This is a genomic window from Acinetobacter sp. SFD (assembly GCF_001647575.1).
GTDB classification, from domain to species: Bacteria; Pseudomonadota; Gammaproteobacteria; order Pseudomonadales; family Moraxellaceae; genus Acinetobacter; species Acinetobacter pecorum.
The window spans coordinates 85,145-106,506 of sequence record NZ_LSZJ01000013.1 but is presented as its reverse complement, the minus strand read 5'-3'; the positions used below and the strand labels follow the sequence as shown (position 1 = coordinate 106,506).

20 protein-coding genes are annotated in these 21,362 nt (G+C 43.4%); 10 read left to right on the top strand and 10 right to left on the bottom strand.

What is annotated here, in order from left to right; translation table 11 throughout:
- The first annotated feature begins 6 nt into the window (after nt 1–6).
- The 3 genes from AY605_RS10045 (at nt 7) to AY605_RS10035 (ending at nt 4,467) form a co-directional block, all read left to right on the top strand.
- Nucleotides 7–1,242 carry a lipoprotein-releasing ABC transporter permease subunit gene (locus tag AY605_RS10045; RefSeq protein WP_064096271.1) on the top strand — a complete coding sequence of 412 codons (1,236 nt, stop codon included), beginning with the start codon at nt 7–9 and terminating at the stop codon, nt 1,240–1,242.
- The gene (gene lolD / locus AY605_RS10040; RefSeq protein ID WP_064096270.1) at nt 1,235–1,918 is read left to right on the top strand and encodes a lipoprotein-releasing ABC transporter ATP-binding protein LolD; all 684 of its coding nucleotides are present in this window, start codon (nt 1,235–1,237) and stop codon (nt 1,916–1,918) included. Before AY605_RS10045 ends, lolD begins: the two co-directional genes overlap by 8 nt.
- Before the next feature lie 83 nt (nt 1,919–2,001).
- Nucleotides 2,002–4,467 carry a DNA internalization-related competence protein ComEC/Rec2 gene (locus AY605_RS10035; protein WP_064096269.1) on the top strand — a complete coding sequence of 822 codons (2,466 nt, stop codon included), beginning with the start codon at nt 2,002–2,004 and terminating at the stop codon, nt 4,465–4,467.
- Here the strand turns inward: AY605_RS10035 and AY605_RS10030 are convergent.
- Nucleotides 4,456–5,436 (bottom strand): lysophospholipid acyltransferase family protein, encoded by a 981-nt coding sequence (locus tag AY605_RS10030; protein ID WP_064096268.1) that lies wholly within the window; start codon nt 5,434–5,436, stop codon nt 4,456–4,458. The genes AY605_RS10035 and AY605_RS10030 overlap by 12 nt on opposite strands.
- Before the next feature lie 125 nt (nt 5,437–5,561).
- Between AY605_RS10030 and sppA the strand changes: the two genes are divergently transcribed.
- Nucleotides 5,562–6,584, top strand: coding sequence for a signal peptide peptidase SppA (sppA, locus tag AY605_RS10025; protein WP_064096267.1), 1,023 nt, complete (start codon nt 5,562–5,564; stop codon nt 6,582–6,584).
- Complete coding sequence (locus AY605_RS10020; protein ID WP_064096266.1) at nt 6,581–7,384, top strand: alpha/beta fold hydrolase; 804 nt, start codon at nt 6,581–6,583, stop codon at nt 7,382–7,384. The genes sppA and AY605_RS10020 overlap by 4 nt, the downstream gene beginning before the upstream one ends.
- Before the next feature lie 63 nt (nt 7,385–7,447).
- Here the strand turns inward: AY605_RS10020 and purN are convergent, their stop codons facing one another.
- Together purN and purM are read right to left on the bottom strand one after the other, a co-directional pair.
- Nucleotides 7,448–8,077, bottom strand: a complete 630-nt coding sequence (purN, locus tag AY605_RS10015) for a phosphoribosylglycinamide formyltransferase (protein WP_064096265.1) — start codon at nt 8,075–8,077, stop codon at nt 7,448–7,450.
- A 6-nt stretch (nt 8,078–8,083) separates the two neighbouring features.
- A complete protein-coding gene (gene purM, locus AY605_RS10010; protein ID WP_064096264.1) occupies nt 8,084–9,154 on the bottom strand; it encodes a phosphoribosylformylglycinamidine cyclo-ligase in 1,071 nt (356 codons plus the stop codon).
- A 135-nt stretch (nt 9,155–9,289) separates the two neighbouring features.
- Between purM and cxpE the strand changes: the two genes are divergently transcribed.
- From cxpE to AY605_RS09990, 4 genes are all read left to right on the top strand, one after another.
- Nucleotides 9,290–10,507: a chloramphenicol efflux transporter CxpE gene (gene cxpE / locus AY605_RS10005; protein WP_064096263.1), complete on the top strand. Its 1,218-nt coding sequence runs from the start codon at nt 9,290–9,292 to the stop codon at nt 10,505–10,507.
- A gap of 18 nt (nt 10,508–10,525) precedes the next feature.
- Nucleotides 10,526–11,230, top strand: a complete 705-nt coding sequence (gene hda, locus AY605_RS10000; protein WP_064096262.1) for a DnaA regulatory inactivator Hda — start codon at nt 10,526–10,528, stop codon at nt 11,228–11,230.
- A 120-nt stretch (nt 11,231–11,350) separates the two neighbouring features.
- Nucleotides 11,351–13,150 carry a rhombotarget A gene (gene rbtA, locus AY605_RS09995; RefSeq protein WP_064096261.1) on the top strand — a complete coding sequence of 600 codons (1,800 nt, stop codon included), beginning with the start codon at nt 11,351–11,353 and terminating at the stop codon, nt 13,148–13,150.
- A gap of 9 nt (nt 13,151–13,159) precedes the next feature.
- Complete coding sequence (locus AY605_RS09990) at nt 13,160–15,571, top strand: CSLREA domain-containing protein (RefSeq protein ID WP_064096260.1); 2,412 nt, start codon at nt 13,160–13,162, stop codon at nt 15,569–15,571.
- 62 nt (nt 15,572–15,633) lie between these two features.
- Here AY605_RS09990 and AY605_RS09985 read toward each other — a convergent pair whose 3' ends face one another.
- The 5 genes from AY605_RS09985 to AY605_RS09965 form a co-directional block, all read right to left on the bottom strand.
- Nucleotides 15,634–16,044 (bottom strand): DUF3106 domain-containing protein, encoded by a 411-nt coding sequence (locus AY605_RS09985; protein WP_064096259.1) that lies wholly within the window; start codon nt 16,042–16,044, stop codon nt 15,634–15,636.
- Nucleotides 16,034–16,351: a hypothetical protein gene (locus tag AY605_RS09980; protein ID WP_064096258.1), complete on the bottom strand. Its 318-nt coding sequence runs from the start codon at nt 16,349–16,351 to the stop codon at nt 16,034–16,036. Before AY605_RS09980 ends, AY605_RS09985 begins: the two co-directional genes overlap by 11 nt.
- Nucleotides 16,348–16,962, bottom strand: a complete 615-nt coding sequence (locus AY605_RS09975) for an RNA polymerase sigma factor (protein ID WP_064096257.1) — start codon at nt 16,960–16,962, stop codon at nt 16,348–16,350. Before AY605_RS09975 ends, AY605_RS09980 begins: the two co-directional genes overlap by 4 nt.
- A gap of 167 nt (nt 16,963–17,129) precedes the next feature.
- Entirely contained in the window at nt 17,130–17,906 is a 777-nt protein-coding gene (locus tag AY605_RS09970) for a TrmH family RNA methyltransferase (protein WP_064096256.1), read from the bottom strand.
- Nucleotides 17,907–17,958: 52 nt separating this feature from the next.
- Complete coding sequence (locus tag AY605_RS09965; protein ID WP_064096255.1) at nt 17,959–18,933, bottom strand: class 1 fructose-bisphosphatase; 975 nt, start codon at nt 18,931–18,933, stop codon at nt 17,959–17,961.
- 183 nt (nt 18,934–19,116) lie between these two features.
- Here AY605_RS09965 and AY605_RS09960 point away from each other — a divergent pair, with 183 nt between their 5' ends.
- Nucleotides 19,117–19,302 (top strand): NF038105 family protein, encoded by a 186-nt coding sequence (locus tag AY605_RS09960; protein WP_064096254.1) that lies wholly within the window; start codon nt 19,117–19,119, stop codon nt 19,300–19,302.
- Between the two features lie 90 nt (nt 19,303–19,392).
- Here AY605_RS09960 and pal read toward each other — a convergent pair whose 3' ends face one another.
- On the bottom strand, nt 19,393–19,965 hold the full coding sequence (gene pal, locus AY605_RS09955; RefSeq protein ID WP_064096253.1) for a peptidoglycan-associated lipoprotein Pal: 573 nt from the start codon (nt 19,963–19,965) through the stop codon (nt 19,393–19,395).
- Nucleotides 19,966–20,019: 54 nt separating this feature from the next.
- Complete coding sequence (gene tolB, locus AY605_RS09950; protein WP_171254959.1) at nt 20,020–21,303, bottom strand: Tol-Pal system beta propeller repeat protein TolB; 1,284 nt, start codon at nt 21,301–21,303, stop codon at nt 20,020–20,022.
- Nucleotides 21,304–21,362: the final 59 nt, after the last annotated feature.

Below are 21,362 nucleotides of genomic sequence, written 5' to 3'. Positions count from 1 at the left end.
ATGGTTATGTTCAAACCAATCTCGCTGTATATAGGGTTGAAATATACTCGCGCACGGCGTAGTAACCACTTCATTTCTTTTATCGCATTGGTCTCAATGATCGGCCTCACACTCGGTGTGGCAGTTCTCATTACAGTCTTGTCTGTGATGAATGGTTTTGACCGAGAATTAAAGAATCGTGTCTTAGGAATGATTCCCCAAGCGACTGTTTCCTCAACACAAATTTTAACAAATTGGCCAGAACTTGCAAAGCAAATTGAAGGACATAAACATGTCCAGGGGGTTGCACCTTTTACCCAGTTACAAGGAATGCTGACTGCCCAAGGCCAGGTTGCCGGCATTATGGTCAGCGGGATTGAGCCCGAGTATGAGAAAAAAGTATCAATCATACAAAACCATATGGTTGAGGGCAGTATTGACAGCCTGAAAAAAGGTGAATTCGGTATTGTTTTGGGCAAGCAAATGGCTGATGCCATGGGCGTCGGTTTAAACGACAATATTACCTTGGTTCTGCCAGAAGCGACTCCTTCACCAGCCGGTGTGGTCCCGCGTTTTAAACGTTTTAAAGTGGTGGGAATTTTCAGTATCGGGGCTGAAGTTGACTCGATGATGGGTTATATCGCTTTAAATGATGCGTCAACTTTACTGCGTCTGCCGGATGGTGCGCAGGGTGTGCGTCTGAAACTGGATGATATTTTCCTGGCACCACAAGTGTCTCAGGAAATCGTACGCGATTTACCGGCGAATTTCTATGCTTCGGACTGGACTTATACCCATGGTAATCTGTTCAGCGCGATTCAGATGGAAAAAGCCATGGTCAGCCTGCTTTTATTCCTGATTGTGCTGGTAGCGGCATTTAATATTGTGTCTTCACTGGTGATGGTAGTGACGGATAAAAAATCGGACATTGCTATTTTACGGACTTTGGGTGCTTCACCTGCCACGATTACCAAAATCTTTATGGTACAAGGTACCGTGATTGGGGTGATTGGAACTTGCGCAGGAGCGATCCTCGGAATTATTGCCGCAACCAGTATTAGTAGCTTTATTGGCTGGCTCAATAATACTTTCGGTCTGAATATGTTTGATGCTTATTTTATTAACTATCTACCTTCTTATCTGCGCTGGCAGGATGTTCTGGTGATTGTTGGTTTATCACTGGCCTTAAGTTTTGTCGCAACGATTTACCCCGCTTTACGTGCAGCAAAAATTCAACCGGCAGAGGCTTTGCGTTATGAGTAATCTGATTTTAGATGCCCAGAATATTCACAAGTCCTTTACCGATGGTAAAGCCACGGTTGAGGTGATTCGTGGCTTGTCGCTACAGGTAAAAGCAGGCGAGTTTGTCTCGATTGTTGGTTCCAGTGGATCCGGGAAAAGTACCTTATTACATGTTCTGGGTGGATTGGATCGTCCGACTTCGGGTCAGGTCATGGTGAATGGTCGCCGTTTTGATACCTTGTCTGAAGCAGAACGCGGTTATGTACGAAATGAGCATTTGGGTTTTGTTTACCAGTTTCATCACCTGTTGCCAGAATTTACGGCACTGGAAAATGTGGCCATGCCACTGATGTTACGCGACAGCATAAAGTTTAAGGAAGCCAAACAGCAGGCTGAATATTTGCTGGAACGTGTTGGTCTTTCGCATCGTCTCACCCACAAGCCAGGTGAATTATCTGGAGGTGAACGTCAGCGTGTAGCCTTGGCGCGCGCAGTAGTCGGTAAACCTAAACTGATGATGGCCGATGAGCCGACCGGTAATCTGGACCGTAAGACTGCAGCAAAAATTTTTGAACTGCTGACTGAATTACAACGTGAGTTTAATATGGCGATGCTGATTGTGACGCATGATGAACAGCTGGCCCATGCTGCAGACCGGATTTTGCACATGCAAGATGGTCTATGGGTTGCATCCTAAATAACGAGAATATTCGCATTTGATTGAAGCTCACTCTGGTGGGCTTTATTATTGGGCAAAATAATAATAAAGAATAAAATTCAATGTTGCAGTGGCTATGTATCGGCTGGATTTTAGGCCTTGCCTTTATGGGGAAAAATTTCCTGTCTGTCCAACTGAGCGGGACGGCAGTTTTGATCGCTGCGCTGCTCTGGTATCTGTGTTGCCATAAATTAAAGCTCATCTTGAATACACCGCTGCGAAGCCTGTTGATCACTGGGTCCGGCCTGCTTTTAGGACTGTTTTTAGGCCATGCTTATGCCAATCTGCAACTGGCTGAACGTTTATCCAAGCGGGAGCACGAGGTCTCTGAAGAAGAAATCGTGGTGTATATCAAAGAGCTGAATAAACTGGGTGATCAAAATATCCAGCAAGCCCTGCATGTGCTTAATCCTGATGGTACTACAGTTAAGTGGATGGGTTTTCTGCCAGTTTCAGATCCTGCCACTTCATCTAGTTTAATTTCTGCTGAGACCAGGCAGCGAACCTTTAAGTTAGGACATTATTATCTATTACAAGGCCAGATTCGTCCGCATCACAGTTATGCCACACCAGGTACTTTTGATGCAGAAAAGTGGGCATTACAGCAAAATGTCATGGCCGGGTTTAGGATTAAACATATCCAAGAGTTGCAACCGCAAAAACTCTATGCACTAGGTCATGCTAAGTATCTACGTCAGCAGCAAAATTTGAATCAGAGATTTTTGCTATGGGTAGAACAGCAGCGACTGGCCTTAAGAGAGTTTGTGGCCAGACAACCCGTACAGCAGAAAGGCTTGTTACTGGCTCTATTAAGTGGTGATGAAAGTCTACTGGATCAAGCGACGGAACAGCAATTCCAGCGTTTTGGTATGAGTCATTTACTGGCGATTTCCGGACCGCATGTACTGATCTTTGCTTTTATCGTTTGTGGCACGTTGCAATATCTGATTTCAAGGTACGCACCGCAGATTTATCTGAAATGGCCAAGGCAGTATTTTTTGAGTCTGCCTTTTTTATTATGTGTACTGCTGTATTGTGCCTTCGTCGGCTTTGAAATTCCCGCACTACGCACTTTACTGATTTGTGTGATTGTGACTTTTACATTATTGCTCAGGCAAAGCGTGCAGCCATTAAAGCTGTTGATTCTAAGTGCTGCCTTATTGTTGCTCTTTGATCCTTTTAGCATTTTGTCGGCTGCATTCTGGCTGTCTTATGGGGCCTGTTTTGTCTTGCTGCGAATCTACCAGACCATTCAGCAACAGCCTCGTCAGATAGTACACACAGCATTACAACGGCTGTATTTTGCAATGAAAGTTTTGGTAGAGTCGCAGTGGAAAATTTTTCTGGCCCTGTTTCCCTTAATGATGCTGTTTTTTAAGCAGGTGGCCTGGATTACCCCACTAAGCAACCTGGTGGCCATCCCCTGGATTGGCCTGCTGATTGTTCCAGTAGATATTCTGGCGGCTTTACTGTTTTTCATTTCTGAGCCATTGTCGAGTCTGTTGTTTCAGCTCAATGATATTTTTATTCATATGCTGCTGGCATTTCTAGATCTGCTTGATCGGCTGTTTGCACCGCAACTGATTCCGGTGGCCATGAATGTCTGGATGATTGCTCTATGCATATTGGGCTTATTAATTGTCTTTTTGCCGCGGGGCTTAGTACCCAAAAGCTGGACAGTACTTGCCTGTATACCGCTGTGTATTCCTCAGCTCAATCAGCATGCATTTCAGCTGTCTATTCTGGATGTCGGGCAGGGACAGGCAATTTTTATTCGTGACGGACAACACAGCATGATGATCGACATGGGTGGTTATTATAATGAGGAAAAATTCAGTATTGGCCGGCAAGTGATTATGCCATTTTTATCTGTGCAAGGCGTGAGAGAGCTGGATCAACTGATTTTGACCCATCTGGATCAGGATCATAGCGGTGCTTATTTCAGCATTAAAGATCTATTGAATATCAAACAAGTATCATCTAATCAGATGCCTGAGACAGCCGGAACTTCTCGTTTTCAGTTTTGCTATGAAGGACAGCAATGGCAATGGTCTGAAGAGATTAACTTTAGAATTCTGGCACCCCGGCGGCGGCAGTTAAACACGTCAAACTTCAATAAAAACGACCGCTCTTGTGTGGTATATCTGCAAATCAAAAATGCCGGACCGTATCAAAACTTTTTATTGATGGGGGATGCGGGCTGGGAGACTGAATATCAGCTGCTTCAAGACTATCCCGAACTTCAGGTCGATGTGCTGGTACTCGGCCATCATGGTAGTCAGCACAGTTCAGCCTATCAATTTTTACAGGTTTTGCAGCCTAAACTGGCGATTGCCTCGGCTGGGAAATTTAATCGCTATGGCCACCCAAGCCAACTGACTCAGCAACGGTTAAAAGCTCTTAATATTCCTTTATTGACCACGGCAGAACAGGGCAGCGTGCACTTTCAGCAACAAAGCTCAAAGCTGGTACTTTCTGCCGAACGACATGGATGGCAATGGCTGTATCGTCAGCCTTTAAGTGAATGATTCTATTACAGATGAAGCTTCATGAGCATCAGTATCTTGTGTTCTTAAGGCATTTACTTTGCTCAAGGCCTGTTCATGTTCAAGTTTATAAAGATTGCCTAAATCTTGATGTGCGTTAAAGCGTTTATAACTCCAGTGGTAATGTTCTGGATGGCGACGAATTAAATTTTCAATACTATTAATAATAACTTGGGTACCCTGATTGGCATTACCACTATAAATTTTTTCATCAACCGTTTCGATAAAGATATCAAATCCATCATCAGTATTACGTAAGGCATATAAAAACAGGGCACGAGCTTTGGTCTTTTGGATCAGCTTGGCACTTAAATTACTCGTAGCCAAGGGCACGCCGAAATAGGGAATATATTCACCACCCATATTCGGAGTATGATCCGGCAGGATCACAGTCGTGCCTCCCTGTTTTAAGGCTTTAAAAATCTGACGGACGCCAGATTCATCGGTTGGTACCAAATGTGCTTTTTCCCGGCTACGGGCAGCACGTACAAATTGATCCGCAGCCTGATTTTTCACAGGTTTGTACATGATAGTCATCGAAGTAAACTGGGCAACATAGGCATTCATAATTTCCCAGGTGCCAAAATGCGGCACAATTAATACCAGGCCTTTATTTTGTGCCAGTGCATCATGAAGTAAATCTTCACCAATCACGCGATGAATGCGTTTGATATTTTTTTGATTGCTTGAGCCCCAAATGGTAAAGAACTCGAAATATGACATTAATTCATTACGCACTGCAGCACGGTTAATCTGTTCACGTTCCTGATCGGGCAGGTCGGAGAGACTGATTTCAAGGTTCAGGCGAATAACTTCCGAAGTTTTAGTGACTTTAAAACTGTTCACGATAAAGGCCAGCATACGGGCCATCCATCGAGAAACCGGAAGCGGTTGGCGGCTAATATACTTGAGTAAACCGTAAGCTGAATTCCGTGAGCCCTGTTTCGTCATTGATTTAGTCTAAGTACAAAAAAAGAGAACAAAATTTATTATAGGCGAAAACGTTTTGTTTAGACAGAATTACCCGATTCAGTGTATATAATGGGTTCAATATAAATCAATTTATTGGATTATTTATGTCCGATTGGCCACCAAAACCTGAAAATCAAATACAAAATACGCAACAGCCAGTTCAGCCGACTGGTCCCGAGTGGAAACTACTGGAAAAAGCAGTTTTAGCTTCGGTTGAAGAACAGCGTCGTGCACGTCGTTGGGGAATTTTCTTTAAATTTCTGACGTTTGCGTATCTACTTGTTGTTATTCTGGCATTAGGTAAAAGCTGTAGTTCTGTTTCTTCAGATGCCAGCGCTGGTGCAGGTTCTCATATCGCAGTCGTGGACATTGTGGGTACGATTGCAGCCGACAAACAGAGTGTGAACAGTAGCAATACCATTAAATCACTGAAAAAAGCCTTTGAAAATAAACAAAGTAAAGCGGTGGTGCTGAATATCAACTCACCTGGCGGTTCACCGGTACAGTCCGATGAAATCTGGCAGGAAATTCAGTATCTTAAAAAACAGCATCCCGGTAAAAAGCTTTATGCTGTGATCGGTGATACCGGTGCATCAGGTGCCTATTATATTGCCTCGGCTGCAGATGAAATTATTGTTAATCCTTCCAGTTTGGTGGGTTCTATCGGTGTCATCATGCCGAATTATGGCGTGAGCAATTTAATGAAAAAACTTGGTGTTGAAGACCGCACCATGACTTCGGGTGAGAATAAAGCTTTATTGTCGATGACCCAGCCTATTGATCCTGCGCAAAAAGCACATGTACAGGGTGTTCTGGATGATGTACATCGTCACTTTATTAATGCCGTGAAAGAGGGCCGTGGCAATAAGTTGAAATCAAACGACCCTGCGATTTTCTCTGGCTTGTTCTGGACGGGCGATCAGGCAGTAAAACTTGGCATTGCTGACCGAATCGGAAGTTTAAATACCTTGAAGCGTGAACTAAAAACGGATAAAGCCTTGAATTACACGATTGAATATAGTCCATTCGACTCAGTACTGGGCCGTATGGGAGCATCGATTGGTAATGGAATTGCTACTTCGGTTGCACAGAAACTTCAGTCAGAAAACAGTACGACACTGCAATGAAACCATTGATTCATTTCGCGCACGCCAATGGCGTGCCATCAAAAGTCTATCAAAAACTATTTGATGGACTGCAAGAGAATTACGATATTATCTATGTGCCGTTATTAGGGCCTGATAAGCGCTATCCAATTGATAATCATTGGAAAAGCCTGACCCAGCAAGTGATTGATAGTATTGTACGACAGTCTCAAGGCCGCCCTGTGATCGGTTTGGGGCATTCATTGGGCTCCGTATTAACGTTTCAGGCTGCTTTACAGCGCCCGGAACTGTTTTCACAAATGATCATGCTGGACCCGCCGATGATTATGGGCAAAGAAGCCTTTGCCTTGCATATTGCAAAGACTTTTCGCTTAAAAGCATTGGATAAAATGTCCCCGGCCGGTCTGTCCAAACGCCGTCGTGATCATTGGGACTCACGTGAACAGGCAGCGGAATTGTTGCGTCCTAAAGGTTTTTATCAGGATTTTGATGCAGATTGCTTCCAGGCTTATATTGATTATGCCTTGCAGGAGGATCCCATCCGGGGTGGAGTAGAACTCACTATCCCTAAAAGGGATGAGGTCGCAGTCTTTAGAACCAATCCGTCACTCTGGTGGTTGCCTCAGGCCAAACCACAAGTCCCGGTGCATCTAGTCGTTGCCGAAAAAGGTCCATTTCTGGCTCGCAAGTTCCCGCAGCAAGTACAAAAGAAATTTGGTATTCCTTTTACTGTGGTCGATGGTGGTCATATGTTCCCATTAGAACAACCCAATCAAGTAGCGGACTTGGTCAAACAGTTGATTCAGCAACAGTCTGCCTGAGTCATTGGGAATTTTGGAAATAAAAAACGCATCCGAGGATGCGTTTTTTATATCTAAATTTTTTTAGAACTTGCAGAATTGAACAGGCGCTTGCATTTTCTCATTTCGATACAGCACACCATCTTCAGTATGTTGGATCGTACCGCTACAAATCCATTCTACAACTTGTGGGTAGATTACATGCTCGAGACTATGCACACGGATTGCCAAACTTTCTACCGTATCATGGTGAGAAACCTTGAGAACACCTTGAGCAAGCGCTTGGCCTGCATCCAGTTCAGCCGTGACATAATGCACTGTACAACCGTGCAGAACATCACCGGTATTGAGTACACGTTGATGCGTATGCATGCCTTTATAATGAGGCAATAGGGAAGGATGAATATTCAGCATTTTCCCTTCCCAGGCTTTCACAAATTTTTCACTTAAAATTCGCATAAAGCCGGCAAGTACCACCAGATCCACATCCCAGTCCAAAAGCTGTTGATGCATCACATCATCAAAAGCCTCACGGTTTGGATATTGCTTGTGTTCAATAACTGCAGTCTGAATGCCTGCGTGCTGTGCACGCGTTAAAGCAAAGGCTTCAGGTTTGTTGGAAATCACGCCCACAATTTGCCCCGAAAGATTGGCATCAATCAAGGCTTGCAGATTTGATCCACTGCCTGAAACAAGTACAGCAATTTTAATCATGCGAAATTATGCGAAGATCACACGAATTTTTTCGTCTGCACCTGCAACTGATTCAGCATTGTCTTGAATCTGACCCATTGCCCATGCTTTTTCGCCAAGCTTGTTGAGTAATTCAACAGTTTTGTCTGCATCAGCTGCATCAACAACCAGCACCATACCAACGCCACAGTTGAAAGTACGATACATTTCAAACTGTTCTACGCCGCCTTCACGTTGTAGAAGCTTGAATAGCTCAGGCCATTCCCAAGAAGATTCATTTACCAGCGCTTGAGCGCCATTAGGAAGTACGCGCGGTAAGTTACCCGGTAAACCACCACCGGTGATGTGTGCCATCGCATGTACATCAACGTGTTTTAACAGCTCAAGAATTGGTTTTACATAAATGCGTGTCGGTTCCATTGCAACATCTGCAAGTGGGCGACCATCCACGATTTGATTCAGATCAACGTTTTTTACGTCGAGGATTTTACGAAGCAGTGAGTAGCCGTTTGAGTGCGCACCTGAAGAAGCCACACCAATTAAAACATCACCCGCTTTGACTTTAGAGCCATCAATAATTTTGCTTTGCTCAACAACACCGACACAGAAACCTGCAAGATCGTAATCTTCGCCTTCATACATGCCTGGCATTTCAGCAGTTTCACCGCCGACCAATGCACAGCCTGCAAGCTCACAACCAGCGCCAATACCAGTAACTACGTTGGCAGCAACCTCAACATTTAAATGGCCAGTTGCGTAATAGTCGAGGAAGAACAGTGGTTCAGCACCACAAACAAGAAGGTCATTCACACACATTGCAACCAGGTCTTGACCAATCGTGTCATGACGGTTCAAATTCAGTGCCAGACGTAATTTTGTACCAACACCATCTGTGCCAGATACGAGAACAGGTTCTTCATAACCTTTAGGAATTTTACAAAGTGCACCAAAGCCACCTAGACCGCCCATGACTTCAGGACGTGAGGTACGCTTGGCGACAGATTTGATACGATCGACTAACGCGTCGCCCGCCTCAATGTCGACACCTGCATCTTTGTAGCTTAAACCAGTGTTTGGGGTAGAAGTTGAGTTGCTCATAATGAAGTCTCCGCATTCGCGGGTGCGATTATAACCTGAATATGAAAAACTCTTATGGTATTTGTGGCCTAAAATGCTATCTTTATTAAAATATTTTAATTTTTATAATGATTAATAGAGAAAAGGCGAAACTTTATGGTAGATCGCACATTGCGTCGCGTGTTTATCCTGGCTGGGATAGCTTTATTGCTATGGATTTTATATTTACTAAAACCCGTTGTAATTCCATTTGTTGCAGCATTTTTAATGGCGTATCTATTCAGTCCTCTGGTAGATAAACTGCATGATATGGGTTTGCCGCGCTGGCTCTCTATTAGTATTGTTTTTATCGGGATCGGGGTTATCCTGATCCTGGCGACCTGGTATCTGATTCCGCTAATCTGGCAGCAGCTGGTGTATGCACGTGACAATATACCCGCGATAATTGGATGGATTAATTCAACCTTTTTGCCTTGGTTGTCTCATACTTTTAATGTCGTCGAAATGGAAATTGATACCAATCAGATTTCTGATGTAGTCATGGATTATGTACAAACCAATTATAGTGCAGACAGTATCCAGACATTCTTGCTACGTCTTGCGCAATCTGGCATCAACTTTCTCCAGATTGGCGGTACAATTGTCTTAATTCCGATCATTGCCTTCTATTTCCTGCTGGATTGGGATCGTATGCTGGAAAGCTTGCGTCGCCTGATTCCACGTCCTTATGAAGACAGCACCTTAAGAATTGTAGGTGAATGCCACAGTGTGCTGGGCGCCTTTGTCAAAGGACAGTTTCTGGTGATGATTCTGCTGGGAATTGTTTATGCAGTGGGCTTACAACTGATTGGTCTTGAAGTCGGTTTGATTATCGGTATGGTGGCAGGCCTGGCCAGTATTATTCCTTATCTGGGCTTTGCTGTCGGTATTATTGCGGCTGTGATTGCAACTTTCCTGCAGTTTGGGATTGACTGGTGGCAACTGGTTCTGGTGGGTGTGGTCTTTATGGTCGGTCAGGCTGTAGAAGGTTATGTACTGCAGCCATTCCTGCTTGGCGATAAAATTGGCTTATCACCAGTAGCGGTTGTATTTGCGGTACTGGCGGGTGCTCAACTGGCGGGTTTCATGGGGATGCTGATTGCATTGCCGGTTGCAGCCGTCATTGTGGTTCTATTGCGACATGCACGTGAATATTACGAACACACACACTTTTATGGAAATCAGGCTGTCATTATGAATGATCCGGCAACGGGTTCGATCAGTGTAGAAACAGAAGACTTAGATGTTGATATTGAAATGAAAAGGCCAAGAGTAAAACCCCTGCAAGAGGAAGAGAAATCCAGTAAGATTCATGATCCTCATCGTAAAGACTGATAAGGTCCAAGAATTCCTATGCGTCAATTACAGTTAGATATAGAACCTCAGCTTGATGCCCGAATCAGTGATTTTTCAGGGCCGGGCTGGGGACATGTGATTGATGCTGTCCGTCAATTACATGCAGGGCTGATCAGCCGTTTTTATGTCTATGGAGGAGCCGGTACAGGTAAGAGTCATTTGTTGTCTGCCATTTGTGACTCTTATTTGGAAGTAGGTAAATCTGCGATTCAGGTATCCTTGCTTGAACTTCTAGATGCACCGACCGAGGCGATTACTTCGCTGGATCGTTTTGATCTGGTCGCACTTGATGATATTGAGGCAATTAGTGGGGTACCACATTGGCAACGCGCCGTCTTTCACCTGATTAATTATAATAATGAAGGGGGTGGCCAGTTGGTATTTTCCTCACGCTTTGCCCCTATCGAACTGAAGCTTGAATTACCTGACTTGCAATCCCGCCTCACTCAGGCGGTTAGTACCCGGGTTCCGAGCGGCAGTCTGTATGCTGATCGTTATGCCTTGATTTCATCAGTTTTAGATCGTCGTGGTATTCATCTAGATCCTCAAATTTTTGATTATTTACTGAATCATGGACCACATCAAACTTCGGTACTTTTACAGAGATTAGAGCAGATTATTCAATTGCTTAAAGGGGAAAAACTGAAGGTCAGCAATGCCAATTTGCGACAGATTTATGCCTTGATTGACGAATATCGGTAAACTATAAAAAATCTTGAGTAATTACTCAGTCTATGCCACAGTAAGGCAAAATAATTCGTTGTTGCAAGGATTCTGCAACTTTAGAAGAAAAAGAAAGAGATAAAAATTAAGGAGAAGGTTATGCTCAAGAAGAGCATAGGCATAGCTTTGCTATGTATAGCGGGGCAGGCATATAGTGCAGATATTATTGTAACTACTACAGAAGATATTGAAAAAGATGACAAGGAATGTTCACTTCGAGAAGCGATTGAATATGTTAATCGTGGCTTAGCCAAAGCCGGTTTTATGGGGTGCGGCGGGGAAAACTCATCCAGTACTATTATTTTAAAAGAAAAAAATACCTATGTGCTAAACAAGCATATTGCGATTAAAAAATCTCTTACAATCCGTGCGCTCGCAGAAGTTGATGGGGAATTCAGTACGGAAGAAAAAGCATTAGGCTTACATAATGCTCATATTCAAATGAAAGGGACTGATAACCTATTTAGGGTCAACAGTACAGACACACTGATTCAGTTAAACTTGAAAGAACTGGATCTTGAAGGTTGTGGGAAGGCCAGTTGTACTGAACAAGGCGGCTTGATTTATAATAAAGGACAGTTAATTTTAGAACATAGCCGTCTTTTTAATGCAGCTGCCAATTTGGGTGGCGCAATTTATAATGCTGGAAAGTTTGGCCAGAACCTAACCAGCCGTGTAGAAATTAAAAACAGCCTGATCGAAAATAATAAAGCGCAACGAGGCGCGATCCTGTATAGCGAACTACCGGCATTCCTTATTTCTCAAAGTGTACTTAAAAATAACCAGACACTAGATAATTCAGCGACCAATATTTTTAGTGCTGGACAATTTGCTAACACCAGTAAAGAGCAAAGTATTAGTGGAGAAGTATTAAGTAGCACCATACTCAAAAATAAAGGGATACTCATCAATGTCATGGATGGAATGGGGCTAAATAATCTCACCATGGTTGACAATGAAGATACTGCTTTGCGTATCCATGCTCCGAATGGCAGGGCTTATGTGGCTAACAGCATTATTTTAAGAAATGGTACACAGGATTGCCAAATTATCACTGGTGACAAGACTTTGTCGCAAAATAATCTGCTGACTACATCTTGTGGTGCGGGAGATACAATTGCACCGAATCAATTCTGGAATAATACACAATTATTTGCTGAATCTTCAGATAAAAGTGAAGGTATGTGTCAAACCCTGAATGAAAATAGTACAGCTATCCTTTGTCCATATAGCGTGCCTAAAGGACAGTTTCTCGGATATATGCGTCCCCGAATTTTATTAAACTATATTCTTGTGAACGAATCACCGATCGTAAATAGAGGCACAGCACTGAATCTGGCAAATCCTACCGTTGCCTGTGAGGCTGCTGATCAACGCGGGATCAACCGTTTGATGGATAATTTATTTTGTGATCGTGGAGCTATTGAAATCACGATTCCAACCTCGGGCAGTCTGGTTGGACAAGACCTGTTAAAGGGAGAAATTGCCAAGTTTTCAATTGAACCTTATCTGGGAGATAGTGATTTAATTCCAAAACAGTACTGTAATGCGATTGTGGGGCAGAATCCTGATGATCAATCTTGGCAAGACGGCTGTTTGAAAGTAGTGCAAACCAAAACAGCCTCAAAGGGTAAAACAGTCATCGATATTCATGGCAATGTTGTTTATACCCCGAATTCTACCTGGCATGGAGCAGATATTTTTGAACTACAAGTGGTGACCTCCTCGACACGGTTTAATAAAACAAAACCTTATCTGACCATTACTACTCAAGTTGTTCAGGCGCCAAAAAATGAAATGGAAGACAAAGCAGTCAAAACGTCAGGCGGCTCATGGGGGGGTGGTGGACTGTTGATATTACTCGGCTTAATGGGTTTACGCCGTAAACTAAAAGATTAAGGAAAAATCATGAAAAATTATAAAAAAGGACTGCTTGCGGCCATGATTTTATCTGCCATGAGTTTGATGGCAGCCGAAGATAAAACAATATATGTCACTACTTTTGTCGATGAAGACGGCGAGAATAATGAAGCCTGTTCTTTACGAGAAGCAATTAAAACTGCAAAACTGGATAAATCTTATGGTGGCTGTAACGTAGGACGTACGCTTCGACTGGACGGTTCGGCCCCAGATGTAATTCAGCTTGAAGCAGGTGAGTACAAACTGGAACGAGAGCTTATCGTAGAGTCTGCCCTCAAAATTTATGGAAAAACACCATTTAGCTATACCCGTCGTAGTCCGATTACGAATTTATACCCAACTCGAGAAGCTTTAAAAACTACAATTTCAGGCCAGAAAAAAACCCGATTATTTAATAGTATGGCCAGTCAGTCTAGCTTGGAGATTCATCATCTGATTTTAAAAGATGGCTATGCAGCAATAAATGGATTGGATAAAGGCAATGGTGGTACTTTCTATGTAGCGGGACCTCTAAGCATTAATACCAGTGAAATAGTGAATTCCCGAGCAGCCGCAGAAGGGGGAGCTATTTATAGTGTGGCAATGAATACAGAAAAAAATATTACCATTCAGGATTCTTTGATTCACCAAAATCAGGCGAATTCATATGGTAGTGTTCTGGCGATGGACTGTCAGGCAAATTTAGGTGCGACTCAAACCAATGTGAAAATCAATTCTAGTAGTATTACTCGAAACGGTTCAAGTCTTACGAACAGTATTCTTGATTTTTGTGGCTATGCGACAGTAGAAATGGTGAACTCAACTATTGCGAAAAATACTGCGAGTGCCACTGGACATATTGTGCGTATGACGAATCAGGTTAATCGTCCGCTCAGTGCCTTTTCCAGTTTAACAGCCGCGAGTAATACCATTGTCGAAAATACAGCCAAATCTACGCTATTGTATGACAATGTAGGCTCTAAAGTTTTTGGGTTTAATGTCCTGGCATTCAATCAGGGCTTATCTTGCGAATATGGCTTGAATCAGGGGAATCCAACCAAAGAACAACAAGTCAAATTTTACACAACACAAAATGCAATTCAAAGCACTGGCCCTTCGCGTTGTGTACTACCTCCCTTAGAAGAAAATGCCACTTCAAATAATCTGGATGTCTCGAGTAGTACGTTCAGCAGTTTATTAACCGATTATCTTGAGCCTGCGATTGATAATCGCTATTTGGGGCTGTATTACCCGCGGGATAATAAGACGGCAACAGATTTGGTAGATATTGGTGAAAGTGGCTGTATCGAACAAGACCAGCGTGGTGTTGATCGTGTGATTGGTTCCACATTAACATTTGATCCAGATGCAAAAAATACCTGTGAGATCGGCTCAGTTGAAATCCGACGTTTGACGGCCGCAGATATTACCGATTTGAAAAATACAAATTTGGTGGGACTTAATGATTTTTATCAAACAAATATAGATGATATTAAGAAGATTATTGCGGATAAAAATACACCGGCAGATGAGTTGCCCGGTTTAAAGGAAGAATTAAAAGAGTACGAAGACCTGCTTAAATATACCAAGCAATATCAGAAATATCGTGCAATTTATATCAATCCATTTGTTTTGGCTATGCCGCAGGAAACCTTATCTGGCAATATCATTCAAACTAAAATATTTAACTCAAAAAATTACGATATTAGTGTGAGAGCTCTGGGTGTGGGTAAATTAACTGGTACTGGTAATTCGGCCAGTGTAGAGGGAAACCCCAATGATCCAAATCTTAAATGTGAATGGAAACCAGATTTGAACCGCATCATGATGTATCGTACTGATGCTAAGGACACCAGCTCGGTGGATATGGAGTTCTGTAGTTATACTATTAAAGACCGAGCAACGGGTGCGAGCAGTACAGGTCTTTTAAGAGCAGCTTTTACCAATATTGCACCTATTGCAAAGAATGATGAATACCGGATTAGCCCAGAGAATAATCTTACGGTGACTGTAAATCCGCTTGAAAATGATAGTGATGACGGGGACGGACCATTACCATCAGGAAAGTCGGCTTTTTATCATGATAAAGATGGCAAAGAGATTCCGATTCGTATTCTCAAGCTTCCTGCAGGAGTTTCACTTAAAGCTGAGCGACAAGGAGCTTGTCCGGATCCCTATCAGAACCAGACTTGTTATGGTGGAAAGCTGACATTTAGCGTGAGGAATAACTTAAGCCAGGCAAATTACAGCATGGAGTATGCAATTTTTGACGCAGATGCAAAAATCTCAGAAACAGCCACGATCTTGTTACGTAATACAGTTAAAAATACCAATACTTCCTCCAGTGGTGGGGGAGCAAGCGGTATTTGGGCGCTACTGGGATTATTGGGACTGGCAGCTTATCGTCGTTTAAGAAAATAAAATACGATTGAAGTTATAAAAAAGCCTCTATTCTATATGGAGGCTTTTTTTATCTATATCGCTTAATGTGAGGGAGGTTGTTGAGTCACTTGCTGATATTTGAGAATGTATTCTTCCCGAATGGCGAGACGCTCTTCCGGTGTCGCTTTTTGCATACGTGTACCCAGTTCCTTACGCTCTTGGCTGCTCATCATTTGCCAAGTTTCACGCATTTTTTGTTTTTCTGCATCAGGAAGTTGGGTAAACCAGTCCATACGCTGCTGTAAGCTGACACGTTGTTGTTCTGGGATTTCTTTTAGGGATTGATAACGTTTAATGAGTGCCAGTTGTTCGGCATCAGAAAGATTATCCCAAGTATCGGTAACTTGGGAATTAGCATCTTTGGAAAATAGCCAAAAACGTTCAAATCCTGCAAAGCTAGTTTGTAGAAAGCCGAGTGCACAAAAAACAATTGCCAACTTTTTAGCTGCCATGTGGAACTTTGTCCTCACCTAAAACCATTAACATTTCTAAATCTTCAAGCATTTGCGGAGACAGTTTTGGTACTGAAACCATTTGAGTTTGCGGCTCGTTGTGGTCCGAAAGATTCGGTAACACTACCACGCCTGCAATCGCAGCTGCCAACGCAAATCCGGACATTTTTAGAAAGGCAAAGCGTGAATGTTTTGCATCCTGAATTTCTTCAAGAACATGATGCATGACCACAGGTTTATCTTTATGTTGCTGTGCCAGCCCGTCAAGTTTGGAAGTTACTTGTTTTAAGAAATCATCTTGATTCATTCTGATGACCCTCCCAGATATGGATTTAAATGTGCTAAAGAGGCACGTAAGCCTTGAATGGCACGGTGATAATGGGTTTTTACACTGCCTTCGGTGCAGTTCATAATTTGTGCGGTGGTATGGGTGTCGAATCCTTCCCAGGCTCTTAGCATAAATGCCTGTTGCTGACGCACTGGCAATTTTGCAATTGCTTCCTGGATTTCTTCAGCAGTCACTGCCTGATCGAGAAATTCCAGAGGTGTAGGTGTTGATTCATCGACAACATCATCAAATTCAATTTCGTCATCATCGAGGCTGACTTTTTTGAAAAATGAAAACATTTGACCACGTCGTGCTTCTTTGCGACGCCAGTCCTGTAACTTGTTGTTCAGGATCGTATAAAAAAGGGGATACCATTCTTCAGTCGTCTTTTCTGCATAGGATTTATGCAAGGAAATGAAGGCTTCCTGAACCAGATCCATGGCAATACCATGCTGACCTTGGGTTGCGCTTTCCATCATCACCAAAGCCCGTCCCGTCACATCCTGCATGAAATTCTTCAGACGTGCTTCGGCCGTACTCTTTAGAATACTTACATCCTGTGACTGCAACTGTTTTGGTGCTAAATCCATAGAGATGGAAAATCCTGTCATTGGACACCCACCATTATTCCCAAGTTCATGATCACATAACGTTGGGAGTAACGGTTTGGTTGACAATTAAGTTTATTATTTTTGTAGTTTAATCTATTTTATACACGGGCAGGGTCGTATTAAAACACTGTAACCTAAATCCCTAATTAGATACGTTGACGAACCATTTCAAAGAAGCAGATCGAACCTGCAACAGCGACATTAAGCGATTCCTGGCCCCCTGGTTGCGGAATCGTCACAGCTTCAGCATGCTGCATGGCATAATCCGATACACCTTGACCTTCATTACCCAGGATCCACACACAAGGTTTACGTAAGTCTTTTGAATACAGGCTTTCAGCGCGATGTGAGCTGGTTACATAAACCGGGATCTGAAATTGCTCAAGAATTTGTTCGAGGGCAATATTTTCAAAAGTTTGCAGTGTGAAGTGCGCACCCATGCCGGCACGTAAGACTCTTGGAGACCAGAGAGACGCAGAGCCTTTGGTACAAACAATCTGTTCAATACCGGCTGCTGCTGCAGAACGAAGCAGCGTTCCAACATTTCCTGGATCCTGTACATTTTCCAGAATCAAGGTATCTGCCTTGAAATCAAGAGCGTAGTTTGCTGTGGGTAGAGTCACCACAGCCAAACAGGCCAATGATGTTCCTAAAGTACTTAAATCTTTGTACAAGGATTCGCCCAGAACAAAGACTGTACCTGTATATTTTGTAAGAATTTTCTCGAAATCTGGGTGGGAAAGGGCTTGTTCAGTGGTGAAAATCGAATCAATTTTACGGTTTTCATGCAGCCAGGCGAGAGACAGATGTGTGCCTTCCAGGACAGTCTGGCCCTGTTTTTTACGATAGGTATTCTGTTCAATCAAACCACGTAAGTGTTTAATCTTCGGGTTGTCTTTAGAGTCAAGAAAAAAAGTTGCCATGGGAGATATAATCCACGGCAGCCGATTCAATATCGGCCGCCGCTATAAAAAATTAGTTGTGGTAGCTGGTCACAAGATCAACTTCGTTTTTAGAACCAATGATCACAGGAACACGCTGATGTAAATCAGTCGGTTCGATCTCAAGAATACGTACGCGACCTGTAGTCGATGCACCGCCAGCCTGTTCCATCAACATACTCATTGGGTTGGCTTCATACATTAAACGCAGACGGCCTGCTTTAGCCGGATCTTTAAGATCATATGGATACATGAAGATACCGCTACGGCAAAGAATACGGTGAATATCGCCCACCATACAGGCAACCCAGCGCATATTGAAGTCTTTTTCACGAGGACCGGTTTTGCCAGCTAACAATTCATCGATATAACGCTGTACTGGTGCTTCCCAATGACGTTGATTTGAGGCATTGATGGCATATTCTTTGGTGTCGGCAGCAACCTGAATACCTTCAGAAGTCAGCAGGAATTCTTTTGTTTCAGGATCAAAGGTAAAGAACACTACGCCTGCACCTACTGTTAATGCCAGCATGGTAGATGGACCATAAAGCACATAACCGGCAGCCACTTGGTTTACACCAGCCTGCATGAAATCTTCTGCCTGAGTCACAGCATTTTTCGCAGGAAGAATCGAGAAAATAGTGCCGACACACATATTGATGTCGATATTGCTAGAGCCGTCTAGTGGATCGAACAATACCAGAAACTGGCCATTTTCTTGTGCCGGGGTGAATTCATCCAGTTCTTCTGAGGCTAGACCGCCCACATTTGGATGTTGCTGCAGGGCATCAATCAGATAATCATTAGAAATGACATCCAGTTTCTTTTGCTCTTCGCCTTGAACGTTTTCATGCTGTGCACTTCCCAATACACCAGCCAAAGCACCTTTTTGCAATAACTGATCGATATCTTTGCAAGTATTTGCAATCGTTTCAATAACTTGTGAAAGTTCTGGGGTGAGGTTTCCGCTTTGTTGTTGTAGAAACTGGGATAAAGTGCGGTATGACATAGGGGGGAAACTCCAAGACTTAAAATCGGGAAAAAATGATCAAAACGATATGCGGCTATATTTTAGATGAGAACGTCTGAAAAGGACAATTAAACTGGGTTATTTGTTGTGATTTTGCCCTTGCAACTCCTGTGGAAAGTGCTATGTTGAATGCAATGGAACAGTAAAAATAGGAGCACAGAGATGACAACATTGAAGTTTGATGCGACTCCAACCCCAAGTGAAGCAATTAATCTCGATGAAATTTCTGAAGACAAGATGAAAGAAGCGTGGAAGGGTTACGAATCTAAACCTGAATACAAGAAATTCAATAAACATGACATGATTGAGTCGATGCAAGCTCATGAGGAAGGCGAAGAGAAGGAATAGATTATTCCTTGCACTTTCAAAATTTCTTTCAATAAAAAAGCACTCATTTGAGTGCTTTTTTATTGAGCAGTTTATTGTTTAAGCAATTCTTTATTTCAACAATGGCGGAACCGCTTCATAATTGATTTCTACACGACGATTTTCTTTCCACGCGTTTTCATCGTGGCCCGGGTTAATCGGCATTTCTTTACCATAGCTGACAGCTTCCAGCTGACCTGCATTGACCCCTGAAGTGGTCAGGAAACTTTCAACTGCTTTGGCACGACGTTCGCCAAGTGCCATGTTGTATTCGCGTGTACCACGTTCATCCGTATGACCAGTTAAGGCTACCCGTGAATTGGCATTGGCCATCAGGAACTGGGCATGTGCCTGCAAAGTACGAATATCATCATTGCTCAATTCGCTACTGTCATAGTCAAAATGAACCACACGTTTTGCCAGATAGGCCTTATTTTCTGCAGTAACACCTTTGGCTGATGCGCCCGCCAGGTTTTGTGCATTTAATGCTGCATCTTCGCTCAGACCCTGAGTGTTAACCGTAGTCGTACCGGTCGTATCCAGATTACCCGTCTGAACTTCAGCAGCAGGTTTACGGCTGGCGCAACCTGTCATGACCACAGCGGCTGCAAGCAAAGGCAATGCAAATAATTTTACTTTGTTCATTCTTCATCTCCATGAAGTTGATTATGGGTTAAAGCGGTTTTAAGTATTCAACTATTATTTTGGTGCCCAGGCGGGTTCACGAACTTCACCAGTTTCGCTTGGCAGATTCATACGGAAACGACCATCTAACGACATAATGGATAATAATCCACGATTACCTTCGCGTGTGGCATAGACCACCATCTGACCATTTGGCGAGAAGCTTGGTGATTCATCCAGGCTGGTCGGAGTCAGGATGTTGGTCACACCTGAGCTGATATCCTGTACGGCCACTTTATAATTACTGCCACTGGGGCGATGAACCAGTGCAAGTTTCTTGCCATCTGCGCTTAGAGTCGCACGGGCATTGAAGGCACCGCGGAACGTCAGACGTTTGGTACTTTCACCATTAAAATCATAACGGTAGATCTGTGGAGAACCACCACGATCTGACGTAAAAATAAAGGATTTGCCATCTGGTGAATAACGTGCTTCGGTGTCAATGGCACTGTCATTGGTCATGCGTTTTAACTGGCGTGTCTCCAGATTCATCTGGTAGATCTCCGGGTTGCCGTGCATTGAAGCAGTAAACAGCATGCTCTTGCCATCTGGCGAGAAACTCGGTGCGCCGTTTAAGCCACGGAAACTGGCCAGCTTTTCACGTTGACCGGTCGCCAGATCCTGTACATAAATGGCTGGACGTTTGGTTTCAAAAGATACATAGGCAATCTTTTTCGCATCCGGTGTCCAAGCTGGTGATAAAATCGGATCACGGGAAGTCAAAATTGTTTTTGGCTGTTCACCATCCGTATCGGCAATCTGTAGGGTATAACGTTGCTCAGGGGTTGCCGGGTTACGCAGCACATAAGCAATCCGACCGCTAAAATCTCCAGGAATACCGGTTAATGCCTGATAAATGGCATCACTGATCATATGTGCTGCCTGACGGGTGCGCGACGCCGGCACAGTCAACAGTTCATTGAGCAGATACTGCCTTTTTTCCACATCATACAGTTGATACTGAATACTAAAAGAGCCATCGGGATTGGTCTTGGAAGAACCGGTCACTACATAGGGAACACCTGCGCTTGCCCATGCTTCTGCATTCGGAGTATTCATTGCGGCAGTAGCAGGCAGATTTTTTGAAGCGCTGGTAAATCTGCCGGAACGATTCAGGTCATTTTCTACAATAGGGTAAATACTCTGGTCCTGGCTAAAAGGCACAATGGCAATTTTCGGCGCAGCTTCCGGCGCTTTGGTAATTTCCAGATGTAGCTGAGCCTGTGACTGGGTAGTAATGATTGTGCCCAAGCTTGTCAGGACTGCAAGGCAGAGCAGGTGTTTGCGAGTTTTTTCCATCATTCGTTATTTACTCAAATCAACGGAGTTATTCTATAAGTGATCGGGCTCCATCATCG